The sequence below is a fragment of the Rhodothermales bacterium genome, assembly GCA_034439735.1.
In the GTDB taxonomy this organism is placed as follows: Bacteria; Bacteroidota; Rhodothermia; order Rhodothermales; family JAHQVL01; genus JAWKNW01.
The window spans coordinates 1-25,664 of the sequence record JAWXAX010000072.1 but is presented as its reverse complement, the minus strand read 5'-3'; the positions used below and the strand labels follow the sequence as shown (position 1 = coordinate 25,664).

The following is a 25,664-nucleotide window of genomic DNA, read 5'->3' as shown; positions in this document are numbered from 1 at the left end:
GTTAATACTGTTGGTGGGTTGAACGTATTCGCGTTGAACGTTGGTGCATTGGGCGATGCCAGGCCAGTGCCCTGCAAGGCGTGTGGAGTTGTGCCTAGCGAAGAACGAGGCGATCGACATCGCCGAAGGTTTCATACGACGAAGTGACGACCTGCTCGCCGGCCTCGAGCCCTTCCAGGACTTCGTACACCAGTGGATTCTGCCGGCCGAGGCGGACGGGCCGTTTCACCGCGAAGTCGCCGGACGGATCGACGACGTACACCCAGTTGCCTCCGGTCGACTGGTAGAAGCCGCCCCGGGCCACGGTGATCGCCTCGCCCAGATCGCTCATCTCAAGACCCAGCCGAATCGTTTGCCCGCGACGGATGTCGGGCGGAGTTTCGCCCACGAAGGTGAGGTCCACCTCGAACCGTCCCTCGCGCACCTCGGGGTAGACGCGGGTCGTCTCCATCGCGTACTCGATGCCGGCGATAGGCTGTGTCGTGGCGCGCTGACCTCGAATGACGCGGTTGATGTAGTACTCGTCGATGCCGGCGCGGACCTTGAAGCCGTCGAGCACGTCCACCTGGCCAAACCGGAAGCCAGCGCCTTTCATCTCGCCGAGTTCGGCGTTGAGGGCCGTCAGCTGGCCGGCGAGCGGCGCACGAACGGTGAGGTTTTCCAGCTGCTCTTGCATCACCTGAAAGTTGGCGTCCATGCGATCCACGGCGATGACCATGCGCTGGACCTGCAGCGCCTGCCGGAGCGAATCCTGTCGAAATGACTGCTGCGTCAGATCGCGACGGCGCTCCCAGTACTCGTATTCGTCCTTCACCGTCTGAAACTCCCGCTCGGAGATCACATGCTTCTCGAACAGCTCCTGGTTACGCTCCAGGTCGCGACGCAGGCGCAGGACGTTGTAATCCATGTCCGTCAGCTGCTGCCGGCGGGTCAGGTTGCCCTCCTCGATCTGGAACCGCGTCTGTTCCAGCTGGCTGATCTGCTCCAGGCGCTGGGACTCCGTGTTCAACAGGCTCAGTTGCAACGTGCTGTTCGAGAGCCGGAGGATGGGCTCGTCATCTTCTACCATCGCACCCTCCTGGACGTAGATCTCCTCGATCCGCCCGCCCTCGACGGCGTCCAGGTAGACCGTCGTGCGGGGCAACACGTTGCCCGTGATCGAAATCCGTTCCTGGAAGGGCTCAAACGAGACGGTTGAAATCGTGAGCCGCTCGCGATCCACATTCAACTTCCGACCGCCGGTCGTCGACCACAACGCATACGCGATCAGGGCGATCACCAGGGCGCCTCCCACGAATTGAAACAGCCGGCTCCGGGTCCAGAAGGTTCGCGCCAGCTGACGGTCCATGCCTTCGCCGCCGCCCATGCGCCGGCCGGCGCCCTCGCCGCTCTGGTGTGAGGCAGGGCGCAAAAGGACGGAGATATCGGGTTTGGAATCAGGGGCTTCGCTCATAGGTCGCTTGGTTTTGTAGAGGATCGTATGTCAAGATGAGTGCCATTCACACTAAGTCGTTTATTTCATATAGTTTAAGTATCCATCCGGATCCTGCTCTTGCACGAAGAGGTGTTCGCCGGCGTACCATTCGGTGTCCGAATCCGAACACTTGCCGCAGGTAAAATGCTTGTGGCGCCTATATTGGGCCCTGGAACGATGTTTGGAGATCGTCGCCTTCCCCGCGCCTCATCCCCCCGTCTAATTTCCTATGATGAGTGACTTTGGCAGCCTATTGATCGTGGACGACGACGCAGACGTCTTGCAGGCCGCGCGCCTGTTATTGAAGAAACATGCGCGCCGCGTCCATACCGAAAACCGGCCCGAGCGCATCCCCGAGTTGCTGCAGAATGAAACGTACGACATCATTCTGCTGGACATGAACTTCACGCGCGATGTCGCGAGCGGCCGGGAGGGTTTTTTCTGGTTGGATAAGATTCTCGCGATCGACCCGGCGGCCGTGGTCGTGCTCATCACCGCGTTCGGGGATGTGGAGATGGCGGTAAACGCGATCAAAGCCGGCGCCACGGATTTTGTGCTCAAACCGTGGCAAAACGAGAAGTTGCTCGCGACGTTGACGGCAGCGCGTCGGCTGCGCTCGTCAAGGGCCGAGGCCGGCATGCTGCGCGACACCCGGCGTCAGCTGATGTCCGACATGGACCAGCGCTACCAGGACTTTGTAGGGGAGTCGCCGGCCATGCAACGCGTGTTCGAGCAGATCGACAAAGTAGCCGACACGGATGCGAGTGTGCTCATTCTGGGGGAAAACGGAACGGGCAAAGAGCTCGTTGCCCGCGCCCTCCACCGACACTCCCTGCGCGCGGAGCACCCCTTTGTGGGCGTGGACATGGGCGCCGTGGCGGACACGCTCTTCGAGAGCGAGCTGTTCGGCCATGTCCGCGGCGCGTTCACCGACGCCCGGGAGGACCGCATGGGGCGTTTCGAGATGGCTTCGAAGGGGACGCTGTTCCTCGACGAAATCGGCAACCTGTCGCTCGCCAAGCAATCGAAGCTGCTCACGTCGCTCCAGCAGCGCGAGATCGTCCGTATCGGATCCAATAAACCTGTTCCCATTGACGTCCGGCTCATCTGTGCGACGAACATGCCGCTGTACGAGATGGTGGATGCGGGGACTTTCCGGCAGGATCTCCTCTACCGTTTCAACACGGTCGAAATCCACCTCCCCCCCCTGCGCGAGCGCCCGGAGGACATCGAGCCTCTGGCCAACCACTTCCTGCAGCGTTTTGCCCGAAAATACGGCCGGCCCGTGCATGCTCTGGCGGCGGCGGCTATCGCACAGTTGAAGGCGTACCACATGCCGGGCAACGTCCGCGAGTTGGAGCACATGATCGAGCGAGCGGTGATCATGACGGAATCGAACACCTTGCAGCGGGAGGATTTTTTCTTCGCGGGGACGCGCAAGCCCGACGCGGAGGGGCTCGTGTTCGACGCGTACAATCTCGAGGAGGTCGAGCGCACCGTAATCCGTAAAGCGCTAGACAAACACGAGGGCAACATCAGCAAGGCAGCAAAGGAACTGGGCCTGACACGTGCCGCCCTCTACCGCCGGCTGGAGAAATATCGGTTATGATCGCTCCATGAAAGGCTTCCGCATCCAGTGCGCCTTGCGCGTGATAATGCTCGCCTGCACAATACTCGCCGGCATCTACGGCGCGCTGACGTATGCGTCCTTGCTGCTGGGCGGGGTAGCTGCCGTGTTGACAGGAGGACAACTCATTTCGCTCATCCGGTTCGTCGACCGCACGAACCGCGAGTTGAGCCGGCTGCTGCTCGCCATCCGATATTCAGACTTCTCGCAGGCCTTCCACGCCGCAGGATTGGGGGGATCGTTCAGCGAGCTCGGACAGGCGTTCACCGCCGTCATGGAGGACTTCCGAAAGGCGCGCGCGGAGAAGGAGGAGCACGTGTTGTACCTGAACACGGTCATTCAGCACATCGGTATCGGCCTCCTCGCCTTCCAGCAGCAGGGGAGCATCGGTCTGATCAACAACGCGGCGAAACGATTGCTGCGTGTACCGTATCTGAAAAATGTGCGGGCGCTGGGCGATTTCAGCGTCGAACTGGTGGAAACGCTACTCGGGATGCACGCCGGCGACAAAGCCCTCGTCAAGGTTGTCGATGGAGACGAACTGCTGGAGTTGGTCATGTATGCGACGGAATTCCGCCTGCACGGCCAGCTCTACACCCTCGTGTCGATCCAGGATATCCAGGCCGAACTCGAGGAGAAAGAAATTCAGTCGTGGCAAAAGCTCGTCAGCGTCCTTACCCACGAGATCATGAATTCGATCACACCGATCGCCTCGATGGCGGACACGGCGAACGATCTATTGAGGGACCTGGCGCCGAACGGTCCGGCCGACGAAGCCCGGGAAACGCTCGACGATGTACACATGGCGATGCAGACCATCGCGCGGCGCAGCCAGCATCTGCTCCACTTCGTCAATGCCTATCGGAGCCTGACTCGCATTCCCCGGCCGAACCTCGGTATTTTCCCGATCCATAAGTTGTTTGGAGCGATCGAACACCTGTTCCGCACGTCGCTCGAAGAGGCTCGTATCGCGTTGGAGATCTCCATCGATCCGGTGGAACTGGATGTCACGGCGGACCCCGAGTTGATCGAGCAGGTGCTGATCAACCTCATCAAAAATGCCATCGAGGCGTTGCGAGGGCGGCCGGATGCGCGCATCGCCCTCATCGCTCGGATGTCGGCGCGCGGTCGAACGGTCATCCAGGTACGTGACAACGGGCCAGGTATCCCGCCGGAAGCCGTCGACCGGATCTTTATCCCATTTTACACCACCAAAAAAGAGGGCTCCGGTATCGGACTCAGCCTGTCGCGCCAGATCATGCGGCAGCACGGCGGCGCTCTGAGCGTCGTCTCGGAGCCGGACCTACGGACGACGTTTACGCTTCGCTTTTGAGCGCATGAAGTGCGCAAGATTCGGGTCGATCCACCGGTGCCGGCAGCGTATTCTGGTGTAGTTTCCAACCAGATCAAGACGACCATGACGACCGACTACGAGCGCATCGAGCGCGCCATTCGCTTTCTAGAAGACCACGTGAACGACCAGCCCCGCCTGGACGACATCGCGGAGTACGTCCACCTGAGCCCGTTTCACTTCGAGCGGCTGTTTAAACGCTGGGCCGGCGTGACGCCGAAGCAGTTTTTGCAGTACCTCACGCTGGGATACGCCAAGGAGCGCCTGAGCGAGTCGGCCTCGGTGCTCGAAGCCGCGCTGGACAGCGGGCTATCCGGCCCGGGCCGGCTACACGATCTGTTTGTCACCGTCGAGGCGGTCACGCCCGGTGAGTTCAAGCAGCAGGGTGCCGGCGTCGTCATCCGGTACGGGTTTCACGAGACCCGGTTCGGGTGGTGCTTCATCGGGCTGACGGAGCGGGGCATCTGCCATATGGCGTTCAATCCGCCCGGACCCGAGCCCGTAGCCGAGCTAGCCGCACGGTGGCCTGGTGCCGTGTTGGTGGAGGCGCCGGCGGAAACCGGGGCGTTAGTGGACCGCATCTTTGGTGAGACGACAGCGAATGGCGCCCCGCTTCGTCTATTGCTGGGTGGCACCAACTTCCAGGTGCAGGTCTGGCAGGCCCTGCTGCGGGTCCAGCCAGGGCAGGTGGTGTCGTACGAGGAACTGGCGCATGCGCTGGGCCGGCCTGCGGCCACCCGCGCCGTGGCGAGCGCCGTCGCGAAAAATCCCATCGGCTATTTAATCCCCTGCCATCGGGTCATCCGAAAGTCCGGCCACTTCGGGCAGTACCACTGGGGGAGTGCGCGCAAGAAGGCGATGGTGGGGTTTGAGGCGGCTATGAAGCCTGTGCAGAGCCCCGATTAATCCAGGCCACGAAAAGGGCTGCTATCCTTTAGAAACTGTTGGGATTTCCACAGCCCAATGCATTGTCATCCCCGCGCAGGCGGGGATCCAGCCATCAGACAGGCATTTTCCTGGGTCCCCGCCTGCGCGGGGATGACTTGCTCCTTATGCAATACGCAAATCTCAACAGTTTTTTAAGGAGTTTTCATCGAACTTCATGAGCCTTTCTTCCGGCAATTCAAAGGTCGATCCATCAGAGAATTCTACAAGATACATGATCAGACCACCGTCCTCCCTGATACCACAAATTGAGGCCAGCTGTTCGGTTTTGCAGGATTCTTCGGGAGCGAGTCGAACGCGCACAGTATCTCCCCAGTGGAATTCGAATTTGTCACTCATGTGAATCACCTTTTATTGGCAATCATGGTGTTCTATTTCACCGTATACTTTGTGCTTGCAGGTGCTACATCAAATCATCTTTACACTGGTATCATTCGAGCCGCATAGGGGGAAAATCTTACTGCCTGGCACTCCATTATCCTTGAATATTATCTACAAATAACCAATACTAAAGGAGTGAAGATTTTTCGTATCCAATGCCCGACTAAACGGCACTATATTCACCCCCGGAATCGCGAAGGCTTGCGGTTTCATAGCAATCATCACCGTCCAGAATCACCCGCAAACACAATTCTCCAAAGTCGATCATGGCCACAGGCTCTTCATAGGACACTTCAGATACCTTGTTTCCGATTTGTCCACACAAACGATCTCTATATCCGAGAGTGTCCTCGTGATACAAGATACCTCCCTCATCTAGAATCGGCCACGTGTATGTATTCAGTATGTTCTCACCAAGAGTAAACTGTACATAATCACGAATAAACGTGATCGCACAGAGCTCTTCCCCTTCGAGAAGCTTTAACCTGGCTGCGAACGATTTCAGGGCTTCCGATTTGATCATCAGTCTTCCTCAATATATATATGCGCCTCTGGATCTTTCTTCCCGACGGTTTGCCCAGTTGCTCGATTTATTTTTTGATTGCGATCATTCATATAGTATACACGGCGTCCCTGTGGAAATGGACCGCCCGTTATGGGATCCATGATAAATACGTCGGAGGCCGAAGCATGCATTCCCTTGCCGCCCGAGCCTCCTGAGTAAACCATTCCTTTACCTCCCGAGGGAGGAGTCGAAGGGCCAACAGCACCGTCGGGAACAGGAATCGCCGTACCCGTCTCCGTAACCACAAAATCTGTCTTCCGGGCTGCACCTGCAATATCTCCCGCCTCCTCAATCGCTCCGACAGCTTTCCCAACCGCCTTCGCCTCATCCCCAAGTCCGGTCACCAGATCTACTACAGCGGTCGCGTCGTCGACAGTCGCCTGACCATCCGCAAGCGTGCTCACGTTGTCAACGAAATCCACAACCTCATCCACGCCGGCCTTTTTCCAGGTATCCAGCTTAAAAAGCTGACTCATGTCGCCGGCATTTTCAGCGGCTTTATAGGCTCGCTTGACGACGTTGTAGGCCGTCTTGAGGCACTTTGGGCACCGCCCATCCGGATCAGTCAGCGTGGCCGGATTGTTCCAGCTGTAGGCATAAGGCGACTTGTCGACCTGGGCAGGATCCAGCGCCAGCAGATCCATACTTCCCCACCGCCCCAGCGCCGGCATGTAATACCGCGCGCCGAAGTAGTCCAGCCCCGTCTCGGCGTCCCGTTCCTTACCGGTAAAGCCTTCTTTTGCGACCGCCCCCGACAGATAACTCCGCCCGGGCATCGTGAGGCCAAAGGGGTAATAGTCCCGCCACTCGACCGTTGTGCCGGCCCCGTTCATCACGAGCCGCGTAGAGCCCAGGGCGTCCTTGTGGTAGTAGAATCGGGCGGCGCCATCATAACGACCCCAGACCGACCCGCCCGAGATAATATTCCAATGCTTGAGGGCCCCTGTGTCAGAGAACACGCCAATAACCTGGCTCCCATCCAAAACGTAATGCTCTCCCGCCGCACTTCCAACTTTCTTCGCGAAGCGCTGGCCGTCGGCGCTATACCGATAGGTAGTCGTTGTGCCCGCGGTGATGGAAATGGGCAGATTACGTTCATCGTACACGGTGGCGGTGATGCCATAGGGCGCCGGGGCCGTCTTCATGTTGCCACTGGCGTCGTAGGAAAAACTCCCCGTCTCGGCATCCCAGGATTCGGCAGTGGTCAGCGCATCCGTGACAGAGGCCAGCCTGTTTGTGCCGGGGGTGTAGGCATAGGTGAGCTGGTCGATCGCGCTACCGGTCTCCCGATTGCGGGTCAGGGCGGTCAGGTTGCCACTTTTGTCGTACGTGACACCCGACACGTCGTACCGCGTGGAGAAGTACCAGTCCCACCCACCCACAGCAAACGGTTGGGGGCCAACTTGCCCGGTGTTGTTCCAGACGGCGTAGGAATAATCCGCCGTCTTCATCCGGTTGAGCGCATCGTAGGTGAAGACGTACCGGTAGCGCTTGTCGATCGCCGCGGCGCCCTGGTTTACGATGGCGGTGGTGACGTTTCCGTCGCCGGCGTACTCATACGTAGCCGCAAAAGGGGTACTTTCCGCGTCCAGATCGATACCCGTTACCCAGCCCCGCAGGTTGTAGGTATACGCCTTTGAATCGCGGTAGGAATTGGTCCCATATTCCGCCAGTTGCACCGTTCTGACGGCGCCGGCCGGATTATAGAGAAGCTGTACATCGGCCAGTGCGGGTTTAATGGAAGTCGTCGAGGCCGAGCTCCTGGCTTCCGTGCCTCGCTCGTTGTAGTCGTACCACTGGTACCAGTTCAGGCTGCCGACGGTCGATTGGATACTGGTCGGCTGATCCTGCCAGTTAAATGCGTAAGTAAATGTCGTATTCAGCGCGTTCGCAATGCCGCCGGCAGCGGCTTCCGTATAGACCCGCTTCCAGGCCGCGCGCTCCTCATTATCGAAGCTGGCCAGCTCGATCTGCCACCGCCCGTTGCTTTTAAAGGCAACGGCTGTGCGATGTGCTTTGCCGTTAAGAACCGCGGGCACCGCATTGATCTGTGTGGAAAATAGCGACCACGGGAAGGTGCTTGTTCCCGGCTTCGCGGCGGTGCCTGCATAGCCATTGGCGGCATCGCCATAGTGATTGACGAACAAGAAATAGCCTGTAGTCGACGTCTCCCAGCTATAGTCCGTCGTCCCAGCCAACGTCGCGAAGCCGATGTTGGTATGGAGCCCGGTGATCGTTGGCCGGCCCAGGTCATCGTATTTCGTGTACAGCACGTCACTTCCCGCGGTCTGGACGGCATCTTGACTAAAGCGGATGTTGCCGGCGGCATCGTACTCGAACTTCACCGTGCCTGCGTCGGGCGAAATGCGCTGGGTGAGTTGGCCCTGGACGTTGTAGGTATTCGTCGTGACGAGGCCGCGCGGATCGACAATCTGCGTCGGGAGGCCGAGCACATTGTACGTAAAGGTCGTGACGGCTTTGTCGGCCGTGTTGTAGCCGGCCACGGATTGTTTGGTGCGGCCGAAGGTGTCGGTGTACGTGCGTGTAATGTGGCCAACTTCGTCGGTTATTTCCTGAAAGCTGTAGTTGGAAGACGAGCCACCGTCGAGTGCGCCCACGTTGTAGGAAGTGACGACATTGGGCGCGGTAACGCCATCGTTCTCCGGTGTAATGTGACTCACCCTTGCCAGGCCATCGCGGCGATACTGCGTCTCGACGTATGGATTGGTGCCGCTCCCGTACTGCGTGCGAGCCGTGGCGGCGAAGCCCGCATGATAGGCGCCGGCCGTCGCGTGGCTGTACGGCTTCCACTGGCGGACCTTTGCACCGGCGGACGAGGTGCCTGGCAGATACTCGGTATGCCCGACGATGTACACGCTACCGTCCTTCGTTTGCGATTGTAGCGGCCGGCCGAGACCGTCGTAGAACGACAGCGTTTCATAGGCGAGCCCACCGGCGTGGAACTGTTTGGTGAGCACCTGGAATGGCGCCGTGGTCGTCGTGTACGTAAAGGTAGTAACCGTATTCGACGGACTCATCCGGTCCTTGACCCCCTGGAGCCGGCCGAAATTGTCGTACTCGTAGGTGCGTGTGTGCTCATTTTCATCTTTCACGGTGGTAATCAGGCCGAACGATGCGTCGTAACCGAACTCGACTGACAGCCCGCTTCTGGCTACCGTCTTGAGCAGCCCCGGGGGGATGACGCTTGTGCCTGTTGTGCCGGTGAAGTACGTCAGGGTGATCACCTTCCCGCGCGGGTCCTTGGTGGAAGTAGGGAGACCGTGTTCGTTATAGGCGGTGGTCTCGTCCTTTTTCTGCCAGCCGGCGGGTATGGTATCTATCGACCAGTTGCTGTAGGTGGGCTTGGTCGCCGATGCCGCGCCATTCCAGGCGACGGTGTATTTGGGCTTCCAGAGTGTACCCCCGGTCACGGAGAAACTGCCCCAACGAGTCACCTGTGAGGCATGCCAGGTGGTAGAGGTGGCGCTCGTTTTTTCACCGACGAGTGTCTGAACCGCAGGGTGAAGGATGTTGCGCGTGTTGAGATCCGTGTACTGCTGATAGGTATAGGTGTACTCAGTCCGCCGGGCCGGCGTGGCGGTGCTGTTGAGCGTCTCCTCGGTGGACGTCACGTAGCCCGTACCCGTGCCGGCGGCGGAATCGTGCTCGTACGTAGTGGTTCGGGTGATAAACGTCGAGGGGCTGGCGCTCTGACCATAGTCGGTATCGGTCTCGCTGCTCACTTTGTCGGCGTATGCCCAGACGATTTTCGCCTCGTTGGCGCCGGAGGTGAACGCACTGGCGAGCTTGTAGCTCGTGAAGTCGTAGGTGCGGGTCGTTTTTCGGACAGGGTTTGTGCCGCCATTGTTGAAGTAGCGCGTCTCGAACGGGAGCCCCCAGTTCCAGTGTTGGTTTCCCTGGACCAGCGTGAAGTCGTGATATAAAAAATTAGCGTTGCCATAATCGAGCTTCAGGTACAGAAACGTCTGGAGCTTGAGGGCGCTGGCGGCGTGATTCCCACTGGTAACATGATGGGTTTGGACCGCGCCGCCATCCGGATCGGTACGACGAACGTAGTCGTAAAACACGGCGGCCTGCCCGCGTTCGCTCCCCAGGAATGCCCGGAAGGTCGTGTACCAGGTCTTCCACCAACCGCTCGGGATACCGCTCAGCCGGCCCGCGCCGTAGCTGTACGTGGCGGTCCACTCGCTCCCGAGGCCATCACCTCGTTTGTACGACAGCACCCGCGCTCCTCCCTGGCGCGTTTGTTCGGTCGTGACGCTGAAGGTGAGTGCCGTCGTCGTGGCGCCATTTTCAAGGTCATATTGCCAGAACGGCGCCGTTTCGGTACTGAGGATGGCATCGTCTTCGTAGTCGAATTCATCATAGCCACCCGTTGGATACGTGATCCGCTTGAGGCTCCATGCGCGTCCGGCGTTATTGGAGCCGGTGTTGAAGACGTCGGACGTATCCTGGTGGCAGAAGCCGAACCAGTCATCATGGTCGCCAGTGATTGTGGTATGGCATGATCCCCAGTAGGTGAACGCATATGCCGGCATCGAGGCATCGCTCGACTTGCCATAGATTTTGATTCCATCCAGCGAAAGCCTCTTTTCCTCCGGGCTCTGATGGAGCTTGGAGGTGATCGGTTCGACTTTCTGGATGATCGTCGTCGGCGCCGACCGGGCCGCCAGGGTGATGGTGTTCAACTCCTGGAAATGCCCCTCCTCGTACAACGCGAAGTCCTCGTTGAAGCGCGGCGAGGTCGAAAACGACGCCTGATGCGTGGGTGTGACGATTGCGCTCAGATAAGCCACCTGCTGGCGTGTGGGGGCTTCTACGCCATTCATGTCGACGATCGTCGTGGGCGCGGTGTAGTCAAACCGGATCCAACTGCCGGCTTCGACGCCGACGGGGATATCGGGCCCGAGGTAATCGGGCCCCAGGATTGCCCGCAGGCGCCAGGTGCTCACGAAGTACTCGACCTGCAGATCGTCCTGCTCCGTCAGATTGCTGGCAAATGCCCGAAAGGTAGAGAGGGTCGGGTGCGCGAAGATGTACCGGGAGCCGTCATCGGCCGTGATCGTGAAGGCGGTATAGTCCGGCTTCGGGGTGGCCGCGCCATTGTAGACGACCGAGGTGGTGGTCCCGCCGCCGGCGGCGTCGACGACGGTGACAGGGTTCGCCGTGGTAAAGTCCACCTTCCAGGGGCGCCATTCGTTCAGGTAGAACCCGTCTGTATCCGTCCGCGGGGGCGTGGCGCCGGCGACGAAGCGCGTCATCATGGATGAGCCTGCAGGCGTCGTCACGAAGTAGGCATCCGGCTGCCACACGGGCGCGGCGCCTGTCGCCCAGTCGGTTCCATGCACCGAGCCGCCGACATCCACCAGCGCCATCGGTTCTCGGGTGATGGAGCCAGGATCAAACTCCCAGCCAAGGCCAATCCAGCCAGCCCGTTGCCCTACGCGGATGCCCGACCGATAGGTGAACTGGATCGTGTAATCCAACCCGCCTCGACCCGGGACCGTCATCACGGGGACCGAAAGGGTCAGATCCCCTTTTGCGTCAACGCCGGGCTCGGAAGGCGCGGCCGGCCGCCATACATCCGGCTGGGTGATGTACTGGTTAAAGATCAGGCTCTGTTGGGCGCGCAATGGCGCCGCGGTAAGCACAACAAGCAGCAGACAGACGACAGTTTTCATGGCCGGGCACAGTTCGATGAACGGATGGCCCAAAATCGCCCTGGAATCGGCCCGCAACATGAGCGGAGCATGAGCGAAAGATGAGATATGCCCGCGCCTGTTTGTAAACAATGCCGCGGATGATGCGTACATTCCCCCTGAACCTGCCGCAAAAGGGTTTTAGATCGAACGTATGCGTTCGATCCTGCACCTAGACGCTACACGATATCCCGTATGGACGCTTACATTTCCAAAAACGCGCGTAAACTGCTCGACGACCCGGACGCGTGCAAAGCGCTCGGCCGGCTCCATCACGACCACAAGGACGGCTGGGTGAAGGTCGACGGCGAAGCCTATTACGTGACGCGCTCGCTCGACGAAGCGATGGACCTCGCGCGCTCCATCAAAAAGCGCAAAAACGGCCGTTCCCAGGCGCGCTAGGCGATTAGCCGGCGCGCCCGCCTCATCGCGCACGTAGCTCTCCGCATCGATGGATGTCGCATTCCCGGCGCTCCTCATCTTTTTGATCGTACTCCCGGGGATCATCTGCCGGTATGCGTACCGGAAGGGCACGTGGACGAGCCCGGTCTACCTCACGTCGATCTCCGAGGAAATCGCCTACGGGGTCGTCCTGGCCGCCGCGCTGCATCTGCTCTGGGGCTGGGCGCTTTCGATGTTCGGGGTAGCGATAGACCTCGAAGCCGTGCTGTTTTTCCTGACCGGAGTCGAGAATGGGTCCGGACAGCGTGCCATCCGCGCCATCACCTTTGCGCCCGAGCGCATCTTTATCTACTTCCTGGGGCTGAACGCGCTCGCGATCGGGGTCGGGTTTGGGCTTCACGCTCTGGTCCGCCGGCTCCGACTAGACCTCCGTTTCCGTTCTCTTCGATTCCGCAACGAGTGGTATTACCTCTTCCGCCAGGAGGACCCGATCATGGAGATCATCGAAGCGCGCCAGTGGAAATGGGGTGGGCGTGAGCTACAGGACTGGCTCAAGTTCTACCGCTCGATCCAGGGGTACACGTACGTTTCTGCCGTCGTGGAACAGGGTGGCATCGCCTATATCTACTGGGGCTACCTCCACAAATTCTACTTCGACAAAGCCGGCGCGCTCGATCGTATCGTGCTCACCCACGCCAAACGCCGGCGGTTGGACCAGGACAAGGCGAACCCGTCGGTCAAGTCGGCGGATGACGATGTACGGTTTTATCCGATCTCCGGCGACTATCTGGTGCTCCGTTACGCCCACGTGCATTCGCTCAATATCGAATATCGCTACGTAGTACCCGGTCAGAACGCCTCGCCGACGGAGATATAGAGCGCCCCGCCATCGCGGCCCCAGGCGTAATCGACGCGGAAGTTCACGCCCTGCTCGTTCATCAAAAAGCGCAACCCGGCGCCTCCGGATAGGATAAAGGGATCGGATAAGAGATGGCGCACGGCCGGCTGGACATCCGCCGCGGAGCCGAAGAGAGCGAACCCGACGGGACCGTAGACCCAGAGGCGGTACTCGGCCTGCAGCGCCAGCACGAGTCGGTCCTTGTAGCGACCCTGCGCATAACCGCGCAGCAACTCGCTACCGCCCACCTCAGGGTAGAGTTGAAATGGCGCACCGCCCGCGACCGCCAGCCCCTGGAGCTGCACCGCGAGGATCTGATCCCAGCCCAACGACCAGAACCGACGCAGGTCGACGCCGGCTCGGCTGAACTGAAAGTCACCGCCAAACGCAGGATCGAAGTACATCCACGACAACCGCGCATAGGCGCCGCGCGACGGGTAGAAGAGGTCGTCCCGCGTATCCCACCGAACATACGCGCCCGGCCCCACGACCCAGTTCCCCTCGCTGCCGGGCAGGGTCCCGCCGGCCAGCACACCCTCCGGCTCGAGGTCCGACAACCGCTCACGCCGCACCCAGGCGGTCAAGCCTACGCGGAACCCCGGCAGTACCTCCTGCTCGCCCCCGACCAGGCCGCTGACCACACGCGACGTGTAACTCTCGCTGGCACGGAGCGGCTGATCGTTTCCGATGCCATAAAACCGATCCGGGAAATTGAAATAGAGCATGGATCCGAATACCCGCCGGCGATCTCCATCAAAAAAGATGTCGGGCGACAGGCTGATGATCGTCTGTCGACGCTGCGTGTAGATGACGGAGGCTTCTATGACGGAAGGGCGGCCGCTGCGCAGGCGCTCGGGGAAGAAGCGGACCGAGCCGCCACCACCAATCTTTGTACGGGGTGTATAAAACAGACTGGGGAGCACCACCCAGCTGCGCTTGACGACGTCGGTTGTATCGGCGCTGGATTCTGACGCGGGACGTTGCGCCGCTACCGGCCGTGCCGCGAGCATGGCGGACCCGATGCAAACGACACCACACACAAGGACCAACACACACATCCGTGGAGACATGGACGGCACGATTAAATAAAGGGCGGCAGATGGCGCTCGGAATACGCGTGCGTTGAAGGATAAGGTCCCGGCTTACTGCCGCAGCACGAGGTGCACAAAAAACGCTACCCGAGGCATATGACGTATGGCAAGGTAGAGACACACCAGAACGAGCAGGAAAAAGGGATTCCCGGCCAGAGCGACCACGAGTTTGGACCACCGGGCGCGGGTGATGTGCCGATAGTCGTTGACGGTGCGAAACGTGGCGCCCATGCCGGCCAGCAACGCCACGATGCCCAGCGCGATCGCCCATCCGATGGCCTCCGACGGAGGGAGCGTACTCACTACCATCGCTGCGAGCATGGCCAGTAGCAGGCTCCACCGGGGCCAGGCGACAAGCATAAGCACCTGCCCCGGCAACAACGGATGCCGATTGCGGCTCGATAGGGCAGACAAAACGGATGTCCAGATGAACACGCCGACAGCGAAAATACTTCCGAGCACAAGGGTCACCGTGAGCGGCCGGCCCAACACTGCCACGATCGAGAGCACCATCGACTCGGGCAGGCTGCGTGTCAGCAACGCAACCGCGGGCTGCTCGCGTACGGCCTCGAGCACCACGCTGTTGACCAGTCCGGATGCAATGATGAGGGCGGTCACCACCAACGTGTTGGGTCCGAACATCAACTCTCGCCCCTGGGCCACCGATTCTCGGTAAAACCCGTGCGCAAAAAAGTAGCGCCGCACCATCGACTGGAAACGGCTGTACCGGAAATACCCGAGTCCCAGCAACAGCAGCACGCTCCAGCCCAACACGATGGGCCACGGTGTCGCATCGCGCGGACGATTCCCAGGCGGAAACGCAAACACTGTCTGCCTCCCCGTGAAGATTCCTTCCACCACCGCGAGAGCCAGCCGGCGCTCACCGGATGGACTATGCAGGCCGTACGCGTCTGCATAGGGGTTGGATAGATCGTGGCCGAGCGAAGGCCGGTCGAACTGCCGATCTCGCCACCTATGCACAAACACGGTGGCCGGCGGATGGACCAACGAATCCGCGAGAAGCACGTTAAGCTGATCTTCCAGAAAACGTGCCTGGTACGAGCGGGAATGGGGAACACGCGTACCGTCTTCATCGCGGCCGTCGATCACCCACGTACCGATCCGCCCGATGCCGGTCCGCCCCGCGAACTCGGGCTGAGCGGACTGCCAGGCGCGGACGAGCGCGACGGCGTCGGGAGCGTCGAGGGCATCCAGTAGGACCAGGTCGACCTAGCCGGCGCACCGGTCGCTTTCGATAAATGAGGTGAGATAATACACCCGAACGTCGGCCGGTCCGTCAGCACGGAACTGCTGCGCCATGATCGACAGCGCGGCACAAGACCGGGCGTCGCTCGTGTCCACGAGTCGCGCCAGACCGAAGTGGCGCGCCGAGGGATGATCGCGCGCCCACCAGAGCGCTTCCTGGATGACCTGTCCGGCGTATCGGAGCGTATCCATCAATTCGCCGGCGGCGAGGTACGCAAACGGTAGGTCCTGATAGAGAGCAATTCCGAGCGAATCGGCCACTTCGTAGAGCCGTTCATTACGCAGCAGCGGCGAACGCACCGCCTGAACGCCGATGGCCTGCATCTCCCGCAGATCGAGCTCCGCCAGATCCGTACGCAGCGGCGGCTCCCACACCATGCCACGCACTGATTGGCCCGCCGCCGGTTGGGCGACGATGCCCAACCACATCACACATAAGATCGAACGGAGGGCACCACGAAATAGCATGAACGCAACCATGCAAGAAGGAGCGAAAGTATCGGACAGGGAAGATACGGGATGAGTAGCGATTAGTGAGTAGCGATTCGCGAATAGCGATTTGGTGGCGGGGGGGAGTAAAAAAAAGCCCACACGTACTGCGATGGGCAGACGTGTGGGACGCGGCCTTGCTCAGGGGCCGGAAGGGAGGGAAAAGGGGAAAGGAAAAAGGGGAAAGGAAAAAGGAAAAAACGGGGCAGCCCATTCGAGACCGAAGCTGTCGTAGCCTCTGCCACGTCTCAACTCATTTTACCTTTTACCTTTTACCTTTTTCCTTATCAATCGATCATCTTCCGAAGAAAGGCTGGCACATCCGTGTTGCCCTTGCCGATCCGCTCGCGGCGCTCGCGGATGTCGTCGCTTTGCAGGCGCTTGATGCGGCCGGCGGCGTCGGCGTCATCCGACAGCTCGATCGGATTGGTCATCCGGGGCGGGCCCGGTTGGCGGCGTTCAAACGCCGGGATATCCAGCTGACGCAGGTTATCCTCCCCCTTGTAGTTGGGGTAGTTCACCGAATTTTCCTGTTCCAGCGGCGAGCTGCGTCGCGGCGGCGCCTGAGCGGCGGCGGGCGGCCCGTGTTGTTGCTTACGCCGATCGAACCCGGTCGCGATCACCGTCACGCGGAGACTGTCGCCCATATCTTCGTCAATCACGGTGCCGAAGATCACCTCGACATCATCGCCGGCTTCGCGCTGGATGATGCTCGTGGCGGTGGTCGCCTCGTGGATGCCGAGGTTGCGGCCGGCCGTGATGTTCACGAGGGCATTCCGCGCGCCGGCGATCGAGACGCCGTCGAGCAACGGGCTCGAGATAGCCTCGATGGCGGCGCGTTCCGCGCGGTTCTCGCCGGCGGCCGTGGCCGAGCCCATCAGGGCCGTGCCGCCATTTTTCATCGTCGTCTCGACATCGGCGAAGTCGAGGTTGATGAGGCCGTGCACGGTGATGAGGTCGCTGATCCCCCGCGTGGCGTTCAGCAACACATCGTCCGCCCTCTCAAAGGCCTCGATCATGCTCGTATGCGGCTCGGCGATGTCGAGCAGCCGTTCGTTCGGGATGATGATGAGGGTGTCGACCTGCTCGCGGAGCAATTCGATGCCGGCCTGGGCGGATTCCATACGCCGGCGCCCCTCGCATTCAAACGGCTTGGTGATGATGGCCACCGTCAGGATGCCCAGCTTGCGGGCAATGGCGGACACAACGGGCGCGCCGCCCGTGCCGGTGCCACCGCCCATGCCGGCGGTGATAAACACCATTTCGTAGCCGCGAAGCAGCTGCTCCACTTCGGAGCGGCTCTCCTCGACGGCCTCGGCCCCCTTCACGGGGCGCGCGCCGGCCCCAAGCCCCTTGGTCAGGCTCGCGCCGGCCTGGATTTTCACCTCGGCCCTGTTGACGTCGAGCGCCTGTTTGTCGGTGTTGATCGATATAAAATCGACCCCGTTGATGCCTTTCGACACCATGTTGTTGATGGCGTTGCCTCCACCGCCGCCAACACCGATGACGGCGATTTTCGGGCCTTCACTTGCGCCGTCATCGAACGCGAAGCGTGAGCTGATAATGTTGTCCATAAATCCCTCCTGGCGAAGAATGCAAGATTCTCCTTTGTAAAGCCGAATTGAGCAGATCCGGCTAAAATGGTTAAGATGCCGTGTGCAATCGTTAATCGTTAATGGTCAACCAGTACTTATTAAAGTTCTTGGAACCACCGCGTCATGCGTTCCACGATGCGGCGCGCGCCGGATTCCTCCGGGTGCGTGTGGCCGGCGGACCAGCGTTCCTTCTGGGCGAGAAACTCGCGCCCCATCAGGCTCGGCCGCAGGCCGTAGAGCACCAGGCCGACGGCCGTCGCGAACTTCGGATCGCTGACTTCCTTGACCATGCCGCCCCCAAGCCCCGTCGGGATTCCCACGCGAGCCTCGACACCCAGCACCTCGGCCGCAAGCGCCGCCGTGCCCGGCACCATCGAGCCGCCGCCTGTGAGGACGACGCCGGCGCCAAGATGGCGCGCATAGCCGCTGCGTTTGATTTCGATGCCGGCGATCTCGAGGATCTCTTCCAGTCGGGGCTGGATGATCTGTGTGAGCGCGCTGCGGCTGATCGTTTTTTCCGTGCGGCCGCCGATGCCCGGGATGCCGATCGTCTCGTCGGGCACGTTCATGTCGACCAGCGCGGTGCCGTACTGCTTCTTGAGTTGCTCGGCCTGATCCTTCATCAGCCCGAGGCCCTTGCGGATGTCGTCCGTCACTTTATTGCCGGCCACCGCGATGACGCCCGTATGGCGGATCGTCTTATCCTCGAACACCGCGATGTCCGTCGTTCCGCCGCCGATATCGATCAGCGCGACGCCCACTTCCTTCTCATCCTGGTGCAGGACCGCGTAGGACGAGGCGAGCGGCTCGAGCACGATGTCGGCCACGGTGTAGCCGGCTTTTTCGACGCAGCGATAGATATTGCGCGCCGCCGAGACGAGCCCGGTGACGATATGAACGTTCGCTTCGAGGCGGACGCCATTCATGCCCACGGGATCGACGACGCCGTCCTGGCCGTCGACGATGAACTCCTGCGGCAACACGTGGAGGATCTCACGATCCGCCGGCATCGCCACGTGCGTGGTATCCTCGAGCAGGCGCTGGACATCCCGTTCGGTGATCTCCCCGTCCCGGTGCGTGGTGATCACGCCCCGGCTCTGGAAGCTCTGCACGTGGTCTCCGGCGATGCCTACGATCACGTTGCGCACGGTCACACCAGCGGCGCGTTCGGCCTTTTCGATCGCCTCGCGGATGCCGGCGACCGTCTTGTCGATGTTTACCACGACGCCGCGGTTGAGGCCTTCCGACTCGGCTACACCGACGCCGAGAATATGGATGCCTTCGAGGTCATCCTCCGCTGCAAGCACAGCGCAGATCTTGGTCGTGCCGATGTCGAGGCCGACTACGATTTCTCCATCCATAATGGTTACCGGTTTTCTTCGATTATTGAGTCAGGGTACGTTCCCTGGTGATGATCTGACTGTCAAAACGGAGGTCGATCCACTCAAAATGCTTTTCGCGTTGCGCCAGGACCTCCTGATCCCAGAAGGCCTGGAGGCGCGACAGCTTGTGCTCAAAATTCCCTGTGCCCAGCCCGACATGAACCGATCCTCGGCCGGGTTTGGGCGTCGTGTACAGTTCCACCATCCCGTCCACCCCCAGCTCAAACGCCGACAACAGGGCGTCCGTGGTGGGGCCGGTGTCCGCGAGGACGTCGACCAGTTCGAGCAGGGCCGGATGGTCCGTCGGCTTGCCGGCGACAAATGGACCGTCGAACCCGCGTAAAAGCGGCACGTCGTAGCCGCCGCGGGCGTAAGGCATCGGGTACCCATACCGATCCAGGTAGCGCGCCGGGCGTCCCGCGTCGTCGATGATGAGTAGTGCCGGCTTCCGTTCGAGGATGTCGATCTGGATGGTGATGTTCGGGGCGCGGCGAACCGTCGCCGTTTCCACCCAGGGCAACCGGGCGAGACGTTCCACGATACCGATGGTGTCGATATCGAAAAACGCGACGGCTGTGTCGACGCGCGCGAGCGCTAGCACGGTGTCGGCCGGCGTATGCCGCGCGCCTTCCACCACCACGTCGCGTACGCGAAGCTGCGATTTCCACATCCACCCGATGGCGCTCAGCATGACGACCGCCGCCAGCGCCGCGATGGGAATGGGCCCGATGCTCGGTCGATCGGAGGCGGGGCGTTTCGCCCGGGGGCGAGGCGCCGGCCGCGGTCGCGGCGTGCTGCGCGACGTGCTCCGGGGCTCCGGCTGTCGCTCCTTGACCGGCGTCGGCCCGCGCGACGGCTCCGGACGTTTGTCCTTCGCCGACTTCGCGCCTTGGGGCGGCTCGCTCGGCGTACCCCAGATGGGGTTGCGAGGAATCTCTCCCCCGGCGCCGTTCTTCGAACCCTTTTTGTCTTTCCTCATTGCTATCCGGGTATCTCCCGGCGTCGATGCGTGGCGTCGGCCGCGCGTACATTGTTAACATGGCAGATCGATCGGAGCGCCTTACGACCCCAGTTCTTCAAATAACCGTCTTCCGTACCGCCAGATGTTGCCGGCGCCCATGGTAATGACGACGTCGCCGGCTCGGATGATGCCGCGTAGCAGCGCGGGCAACGCCTCGATATTCGGTTCAAAATACACATCGCGATGACCGTACGCGGCGGCGAGGTCGGCCACGATGCGCCCGTCGATGCCCGGTATTGGGGCTTCACGGGCTCCGTAGATCTCGGTGAGCACCAGCACGTCGGCATCGAAGAAGGCGCGGGCGAAGTCGTCCATGCAATCCCGCGTTCGGGAGTACAGATGCGGCTGAAACACCGCGACGATGCGCCGGTCCGGCCAGCCGGCGCTCGCGGCGCGCAGCGTGGCGCGCACCTCCGTCGGGTGATGGGCGTAGTCGTCCACAACCAGGATGCCGGCGGCTTCTCCGAGGAGCTGGAAGCGCCGCTGAACGCCCGTGAAGTGCGCCAGACCGCTGGCGATCTTGTCAAATGGGATATCCAGTTCGAGCCCGACGGCGATCGCGGCCAGGGCGTTCTGCACGTTGTGCAGGCCCGGCGCCTTGATTACAATCGCGCCGAGTCGCTCTTTGCCACGGTACACGTCGAATTGATTCTCCAGGCCCTGCTGGCGTATCGCTTCAGCGCGGATGTGCGCCTGGCGCGCGGTACCGTACGTGACGATGCGCCGGTCGATCCGCCCCACGATCTCCTGTACCTTCGGGTCGTCGAGGCACAGGATGGCGGCTCCGAAAAAGGGGACGCTGTTGGTGAAGGTGACGAAGGCGTTCTGGATGTCGGCGAGGTCCTCGTAGATGTCCAGATGGTCGGTGTCGATGTTGGTGACGACCGCCAGCGAGGGCGTCAGCCGGAGGAAGGTGCGGTCGTACTCGTCGGCCTCGATGACGATGATGTCTCCCTCGCCGGCGACGGCGTTTGAGCCGAACGAGGCGACTTTGCCGCCCACGATGATGGTCGGGTCGAACCCCGCTTCGGCCACCACCAGCCCGGTCATCGTCGTGGTCGTCGTTTTCCCGTGCGTGCCGGCGATGCCGATGCCGAACTTCATCCGCATCAACTCGCCGAGCATGACGGCTCGGGAGATGAGCGGAATCCGGAGACGGTCCGCCTCCTGCGTCTCCGGGTTGTCGGCGGGGCGCACGGCGGACGAATAGACGACGACGTCGGCCCCTTCCGCCTGGCCGGCGGCGTGGCCCTCGAAGATCGTCGCCCCGAGCGTCTCGAGGTGGTCGGTGATGTCGCTTTTTTTCATGTCGGACCCCGTCACCGCATACCCGCGGTTGATCAGCACCTCGGCGATCGAGCTCATCCCGATCCCGCCGATGCCGACCATGTGCACGCGACGGATCCGCCCCAGGAAGGGTTGACGCCGGTGCAGGCCGGGATTTTTCGATGTAATCTCGTGTTTCAAAACAGGTGACGATATGCCCGGTCAGGGGGTGTTAATTCGATTCAAGATGTCGGCCGCGATTTCGCGTGCGGCATGCGGCTTTGCGATCCTCAGCGCGGCGTCGCGCATGGCGCGGCGTGTGTCCGCGTCGCGGAGTAACCCGAGCGCTTCGTCGGCGAGCCGGCCGGCGAGGTCGGCCTCGGCCAGGAAGCGCGCGGCGCCGGCATCACTCATGCTCCGGGCGTTGGGCGTCTGGTGGTCCTCCGCCACGTTTGGCGACGGCACCAGGATCGACGGCGTGCCGGTGACCATCAGTTCGCTGCATGTGATGGCGCCGGCGCGCGCCAGCACCGCATCCGCGGCGGCGTACGCGAGGTCCATCCGGTCGATGTATTTCAGCACGGAAAGCCGCTCGTGCGGCGTAACCCTGTCATGGACGCGGTCGAAGTACAACGACCCCGTTTGCCAGATCACGTAGATGTCGGGTTCGGCTAGCAGACGCTCCAGGTGCGTCTCCATCGCCGTATTCAACGCGGCGCTCCCGAGCGATCCACCGAAGACCAGGAGTAAGCGCCCTGTCTCCGGCACGGCGAAGTGGCGTCGCGCCTCGGCGCGATCCACATCGACAAGTGCCGCCCGGGTCGGGTTACCGCTGACGATGCACCGTTTCGCATCAAAAAAGCGTCGCGCTTCCGGGAAAGCGAGATGGATCGAGGTCGCCATCTGGCCAAGTAGCTTGTTCGTCACTCCGGGAAACGCATTCTGCTCCTGGATGACGATCGGCCGGCCCAGCACGCGCGCCGCCAGCAACACCGGCCCGGCGACATACCCACCGGTGCCGACGACGAGATCGGGGTCGAAGGCTCGAACCAGGCTCAGGCTTTGCATAAACCCTTTCGCCACCTTGAACGGAAAGCCCAGGTTGCGCAGGGGCTGTTTCCGATGGAATCCCTGCACGACGATCGGGTGGATCGGGTAGCCGGCATGCGGCACGGCTTTCCACTCGATCCGGTCCTCGGTACCCGCGAACGCGACGGCCGCCCGCGGCTCCAGCGCACGGACGGCATCGGCGATGGCGATTGCCGGATACACGTGCCCCCCCGTGCCGCCGCCGGCAAAGAGAACACGCGGTGCACGGGATGGAGTGTGGTCCGTGGTCATGAATTGGAAGTCATCGGGCAACGGATGCTTATTTCACTTGCCGGCTGATATTGAGCAGGATGCCCATCATCAGACCGTTGGCCAGGATCGATGTACCGCCATAGGACACAAACGGCATCGGCAAGCCGGTAACGGGCAGCAAACCGCAGGTGACGGCGGCGTGCACAAAGCCGTACATGGCCACCGTCGTTGTGAGTCCTACCGCGAGAAACATCCCGAGCGGATCCGGCGCGTGCCGTGCTACCCGGAGGTAGCCTCTAAAGAGCAGCACCAGAAAGAGGAAGAGCAGCGCCAGGGCGCCGAGCATCCCGTATTCCTCGGCGATGATGGCAAAGATGAAGTCGTTGTAAGGCGCCGGCAGGAAGTCGCGCTGGATGCTTTTGCCCGGGCCCTGGCCGGCGATCCCGCCGAGCGCAAAGGCAATCATCGACTGGCGCATCTGGTAACTCTGCTCGACCTCGATATCATCCACCTGCTCCGTTCCGTCGGCTGACAGCCTCATGCCCACGAACTCTTCGAGGCGGTACATACGCGCCGGCGAGGAGACGAGGAAAAGCGTGGCGAGCAAGATCGTCACCAGGCCAAGCCCGCCGAGTTGAAGCACCTGTACGCGGGCGACGAAACACATCAGGACAGCTGAAGCGAGCACGAGTGAAGCCGTGGAGAGGTCCTCCATCCCGATCAGCACCACCGTGAGGATGACCCAGGCGAACAGCGGCGCGAAAGCACGTCCGAAACTCTCGATGTACGTCTGCTTTCGCGCGAGCAACACGGCCATATAGACCAGCAGGGATACCTTGGCCAGTTCCGCCGGCTGGAACATCATGCTCCCTACCTGGAGCGCACGCTGGGCGCCGCCCATGGAGACGCCGATGAGTTGGACGAGCACGAGCAGTCCGGTTCCTATGATCAGCGCCGGCCGGCTGTAGCGGACCACCACGTGGTAGTCAATCCGGCTAAAGACCAGCATCACCCCGATGCCGATGCCGATATGCAACAGGTGCCGCAGCATCAGTCCCGTGACGTTGCCCTCCGCCTTTGTCGTGGCCAGGTAGCCGATGGCGCTATAGACGGCCACAACCCCGATGGCGCCCAGCCCCAGCACCACCCACAGGATGTATTTATCCAGGGGAGGGCGGGTGGCGGTCGCCACATTCGATTTCGGTTGCCGTTTGTTCATGGTTTATGCGTTACACGTTACAGGCTGCAGGTTGTAGGTTGCGGGATAGCGCCACCATCGGCGAACCCAACTTGAAACCTGCAACCTGGAGCCTGCAACCATTCAGAAGGCCCAGACCAGTTGACGAAAGAGGTCTCCCCGTTCTTCGTAGTTCTTGAACTGGTCGAACGAGGCGCAGGCCGGGCTGAGAAGCACGACATCGCCGGGCTGCGCCAGCCGGCGCGCGGTGGCGACGGCATCGGTCATGGAGGCCACTTCGATGGCTTCCGGCGCCAGGGCGCCCAGTTCGCGCATCACCGTCCCAGCGCTTTCGCCGAGGGCGATCACCGCGCGGGCGCGTTCTTTGACCAGCGTTTTGATACTTTCGTAGTCATTCCCCTTGTCGCGTCCGCCGGCGATCAGCACAACCGGCCGGGTCATGCTTTCAATCGCGTACCAGACGGCGTTTACGTTCGTCGCCTTCGAGTCGTTGATGTAATGCACCCCCTCGAAGTCGCGCACGAACTCCAGCCGGTGCGGCACGCCTTCGAAACTCGCCAGGCTCTCGCGGATGGCGTCGGCGCTGACCTCCATCGCCCGGGCCGCCATCGCGGCGGCGAGCGAGTTGTACATATTGTGCCGGCCCGGTAAGGCTAGCTGATGATTTTCCATGAGCGGTATCTCTTCCTGATGTCTCCGAAGCACGATCTCCGTACCGCGGAGGAATGCGCCGGCGCTGAGTACTTCTTCCAGGCTGAAGCCGAGGCCCTCGCAGCCCTGCGACCTGGCCGCCGATTGTGCCCGCTCCCTGAGCAACACGTCGTCGTGGTTATAGACGATGGTGTCGCCGGGACCCTGGTTCTCGAACAGCCGGAGTTTGCTCGCCGCGTAGGCCTCGAAGCGGTATCCGTATCGATCGAGATGATCCGGTGTGATGTTTAATTCCACCGCCACGCGCGGCTTGAAGGTGTCGATATGGTCCAGCTGAAAGCTGGAAATCTCCAGCACGACCACGTCTTCGGGCCGGGCATCCATCGCTATATCCGAGAAGGGAAACCCGATATTCCCGGCCACGTGCACCGTCCGGCCGGCCAGCCGGAACAGGTGGCCGAGCAAGCTGGTGGTGGTCGTCTTGCCGTTCGAGCCGGTGACGGCCACGATCGGAGCGCGGCAGAACCAGCTCGCCGCCTCGATCTCGGAGACGACCGGAAGGCCGCGGCCCAACGCATCCTGAATGAGGGGCGACGTGGTCGGCACGCCGGGGCTTAAGACCACCAGGTCGGCTTCCAGCGCACGGGGTGTATGACCGCCGGCCTCGACGGCAATGCCGGCCGCCTTTAGGGCGGACATGCGTCCCTCGTCGATGGGCCCACGGTCCGTAAGGAAGACCCGCGCACCTGCCTTCGCCAGCAGAAACGCCGCCGAAAAGCCGCTCCGCGCCGCTCCCACGATCGTGATATTCCGTCCGGTGACGTCCGTCATCTCATTGCCCGCTAAAAGGGGTTCAAGGCTTCATGTTTAATGGTTAATGTGCACTATTTAGAAACTGTTGAGATTTCCACAACCGAAGGCATAGTCATCCCCCGGTCAAGGCCGGGGGCAGGCTCCCGCGAAGGCGGGAAACGAGCGAAGCGACTTACGAAGTAATCCAGCCATCAGACTGGCATTTTTCTGGGTCCCCGCCTGCGCGG

General features: G+C 61.5%; 20 protein-coding genes. 6 read left to right on the top strand and 14 right to left on the bottom strand.

Annotated elements, in window-relative coordinates:
• Positions 1–94 precede the first annotated feature (94 nt).
• Positions 95–1,453, bottom strand: coding sequence for a hypothetical protein (locus SH809_05475; GenBank protein MDZ4699139.1), 1,359 nt, complete (start codon positions 1,451–1,453; stop codon positions 95–97).
• 250 nt (positions 1,454–1,703) lie between these two features.
• On the opposite strand from SH809_05475, the gene SH809_05470 reads away from it, so the two are divergent.
• The 3 genes from SH809_05470 to SH809_05460 all read left to right on the top strand — a co-directional run bounded on the left by SH809_05470 (position 1,704) and on the right by SH809_05460 (position 5,358).
• Entirely contained in the window at positions 1,704–3,083 is a 1,380-nt protein-coding gene (locus tag SH809_05470) for a sigma-54 dependent transcriptional regulator (protein MDZ4699138.1), read from the top strand.
• Positions 3,084–3,090: 7 nt separating this feature from the next.
• Positions 3,091–4,434, top strand: a complete 1,344-nt coding sequence (locus tag SH809_05465) for an ATP-binding protein (protein MDZ4699137.1) — start codon at positions 3,091–3,093, stop codon at positions 4,432–4,434.
• An 84-nt stretch (positions 4,435–4,518) separates the two neighbouring features.
• The gene (locus SH809_05460) at positions 4,519–5,358 is read left to right on the top strand and encodes a methylated-DNA--[protein]-cysteine S-methyltransferase (GenBank protein ID MDZ4699136.1); all 840 of its coding nucleotides are present in this window, start codon (positions 4,519–4,521) and stop codon (positions 5,356–5,358) included.
• 162 nt (positions 5,359–5,520) lie between these two features.
• Here SH809_05460 and SH809_05455 read toward each other — a convergent pair whose 3' ends face one another.
• From SH809_05455 to SH809_05445, 3 genes are all read right to left on the bottom strand, one after another.
• Complete coding sequence (locus tag SH809_05455; GenBank protein ID MDZ4699135.1) at positions 5,521–5,736, bottom strand: hypothetical protein; 216 nt, start codon at positions 5,734–5,736, stop codon at positions 5,521–5,523.
• A 205-nt stretch (positions 5,737–5,941) separates the two neighbouring features.
• The gene (locus SH809_05450) at positions 5,942–6,301 is read right to left on the bottom strand and encodes a hypothetical protein (GenBank protein ID MDZ4699134.1); all 360 of its coding nucleotides are present in this window, start codon (positions 6,299–6,301) and stop codon (positions 5,942–5,944) included.
• Entirely contained in the window at positions 6,301–12,045 is a 5,745-nt protein-coding gene (locus SH809_05445; protein MDZ4699133.1) for an RHS repeat-associated core domain-containing protein, read from the bottom strand. Before SH809_05445 ends, SH809_05450 begins: the two co-directional genes overlap by 1 nt.
• A 213-nt stretch (positions 12,046–12,258) precedes the next feature.
• On the opposite strand from SH809_05445, the gene SH809_05440 reads away from it, so the two are divergent.
• Positions 12,259–12,465, top strand: a complete 207-nt coding sequence (locus SH809_05440) for a hypothetical protein (GenBank protein ID MDZ4699132.1) — start codon at positions 12,259–12,261, stop codon at positions 12,463–12,465.
• Positions 12,466–12,514: 49 nt separating this feature from the next.
• On the top strand, positions 12,515–13,342 hold the full coding sequence (locus SH809_05435; GenBank protein ID MDZ4699131.1) for a hypothetical protein: 828 nt from the start codon (positions 12,515–12,517) through the stop codon (positions 13,340–13,342).
• Here SH809_05435 and SH809_05430 read toward each other — a convergent pair.
• Both SH809_05430 and SH809_05425 read right to left on the bottom strand, forming a co-directional pair.
• The gene (locus SH809_05430) at positions 13,315–14,433 is read right to left on the bottom strand and encodes a BamA/TamA family outer membrane protein (protein ID MDZ4699130.1); all 1,119 of its coding nucleotides are present in this window, start codon (positions 14,431–14,433) and stop codon (positions 13,315–13,317) included. The two genes, SH809_05435 and SH809_05430, sit on opposite strands and share 28 nt — an antisense overlap.
• 72 nt (positions 14,434–14,505) lie before the next feature.
• Positions 14,506–15,441, bottom strand: a complete 936-nt coding sequence (locus SH809_05425; protein ID MDZ4699129.1) for a hypothetical protein — start codon at positions 15,439–15,441, stop codon at positions 14,506–14,508.
• Between SH809_05425 and SH809_05420 the strand changes: the two genes are divergently transcribed.
• A complete protein-coding gene (locus tag SH809_05420; protein ID MDZ4699128.1) occupies positions 15,430–15,672 on the top strand; it encodes a hypothetical protein in 243 nt (80 codons plus the stop codon). The two genes, SH809_05425 and SH809_05420, sit on opposite strands and share 12 nt — an antisense overlap.
• Before the next feature lie 12 nt (positions 15,673–15,684).
• On the opposite strand, the gene SH809_05415 is transcribed toward SH809_05420, so the two are convergent.
• From SH809_05415 to murD, 8 genes are all read right to left on the bottom strand, one after another.
• Positions 15,685–16,098, bottom strand: coding sequence for a hypothetical protein (locus tag SH809_05415; protein ID MDZ4699127.1), 414 nt, complete (start codon positions 16,096–16,098; stop codon positions 15,685–15,687).
• A gap of 398 nt (positions 16,099–16,496) precedes the next feature.
• Entirely contained in the window at positions 16,497–17,783 is a 1,287-nt protein-coding gene (gene ftsZ, locus SH809_05410) for a cell division protein FtsZ (protein ID MDZ4699126.1), read from the bottom strand.
• 119 nt (positions 17,784–17,902) lie between these two features.
• Positions 17,903–19,165 (bottom strand): cell division protein FtsA, encoded by a 1,263-nt coding sequence (gene ftsA / locus SH809_05405; protein MDZ4699125.1) that lies wholly within the window; start codon positions 19,163–19,165, stop codon positions 17,903–17,905.
• A gap of 22 nt (positions 19,166–19,187) precedes the next feature.
• Positions 19,188–20,165 carry an FtsQ-type POTRA domain-containing protein gene (locus SH809_05400; protein ID MDZ4699124.1) on the bottom strand — a complete coding sequence of 326 codons (978 nt, stop codon included), beginning with the start codon at positions 20,163–20,165 and terminating at the stop codon, positions 19,188–19,190.
• 81 nt (positions 20,166–20,246) lie between these two features.
• The gene (murC, locus tag SH809_05395) at positions 20,247–21,674 is read right to left on the bottom strand and encodes a UDP-N-acetylmuramate--L-alanine ligase (GenBank protein ID MDZ4699123.1); all 1,428 of its coding nucleotides are present in this window, start codon (positions 21,672–21,674) and stop codon (positions 20,247–20,249) included.
• 21 nt (positions 21,675–21,695) lie between these two features.
• Positions 21,696–22,814: an undecaprenyldiphospho-muramoylpentapeptide beta-N-acetylglucosaminyltransferase gene (murG, locus tag SH809_05390; GenBank protein MDZ4699122.1), complete on the bottom strand. Its 1,119-nt coding sequence runs from the start codon at positions 22,812–22,814 to the stop codon at positions 21,696–21,698.
• Positions 22,815–22,842: 28 nt separating this feature from the next.
• Complete coding sequence (locus SH809_05385; protein ID MDZ4699121.1) at positions 22,843–23,994, bottom strand: FtsW/RodA/SpoVE family cell cycle protein; 1,152 nt, start codon at positions 23,992–23,994, stop codon at positions 22,843–22,845.
• Between the two features lie 102 nt (positions 23,995–24,096).
• Positions 24,097–25,455, bottom strand: a complete 1,359-nt coding sequence (gene murD / locus SH809_05380; GenBank protein MDZ4699120.1) for a UDP-N-acetylmuramoyl-L-alanine--D-glutamate ligase — start codon at positions 25,453–25,455, stop codon at positions 24,097–24,099.
• Positions 25,456–25,664 lie beyond the last annotated feature (209 nt).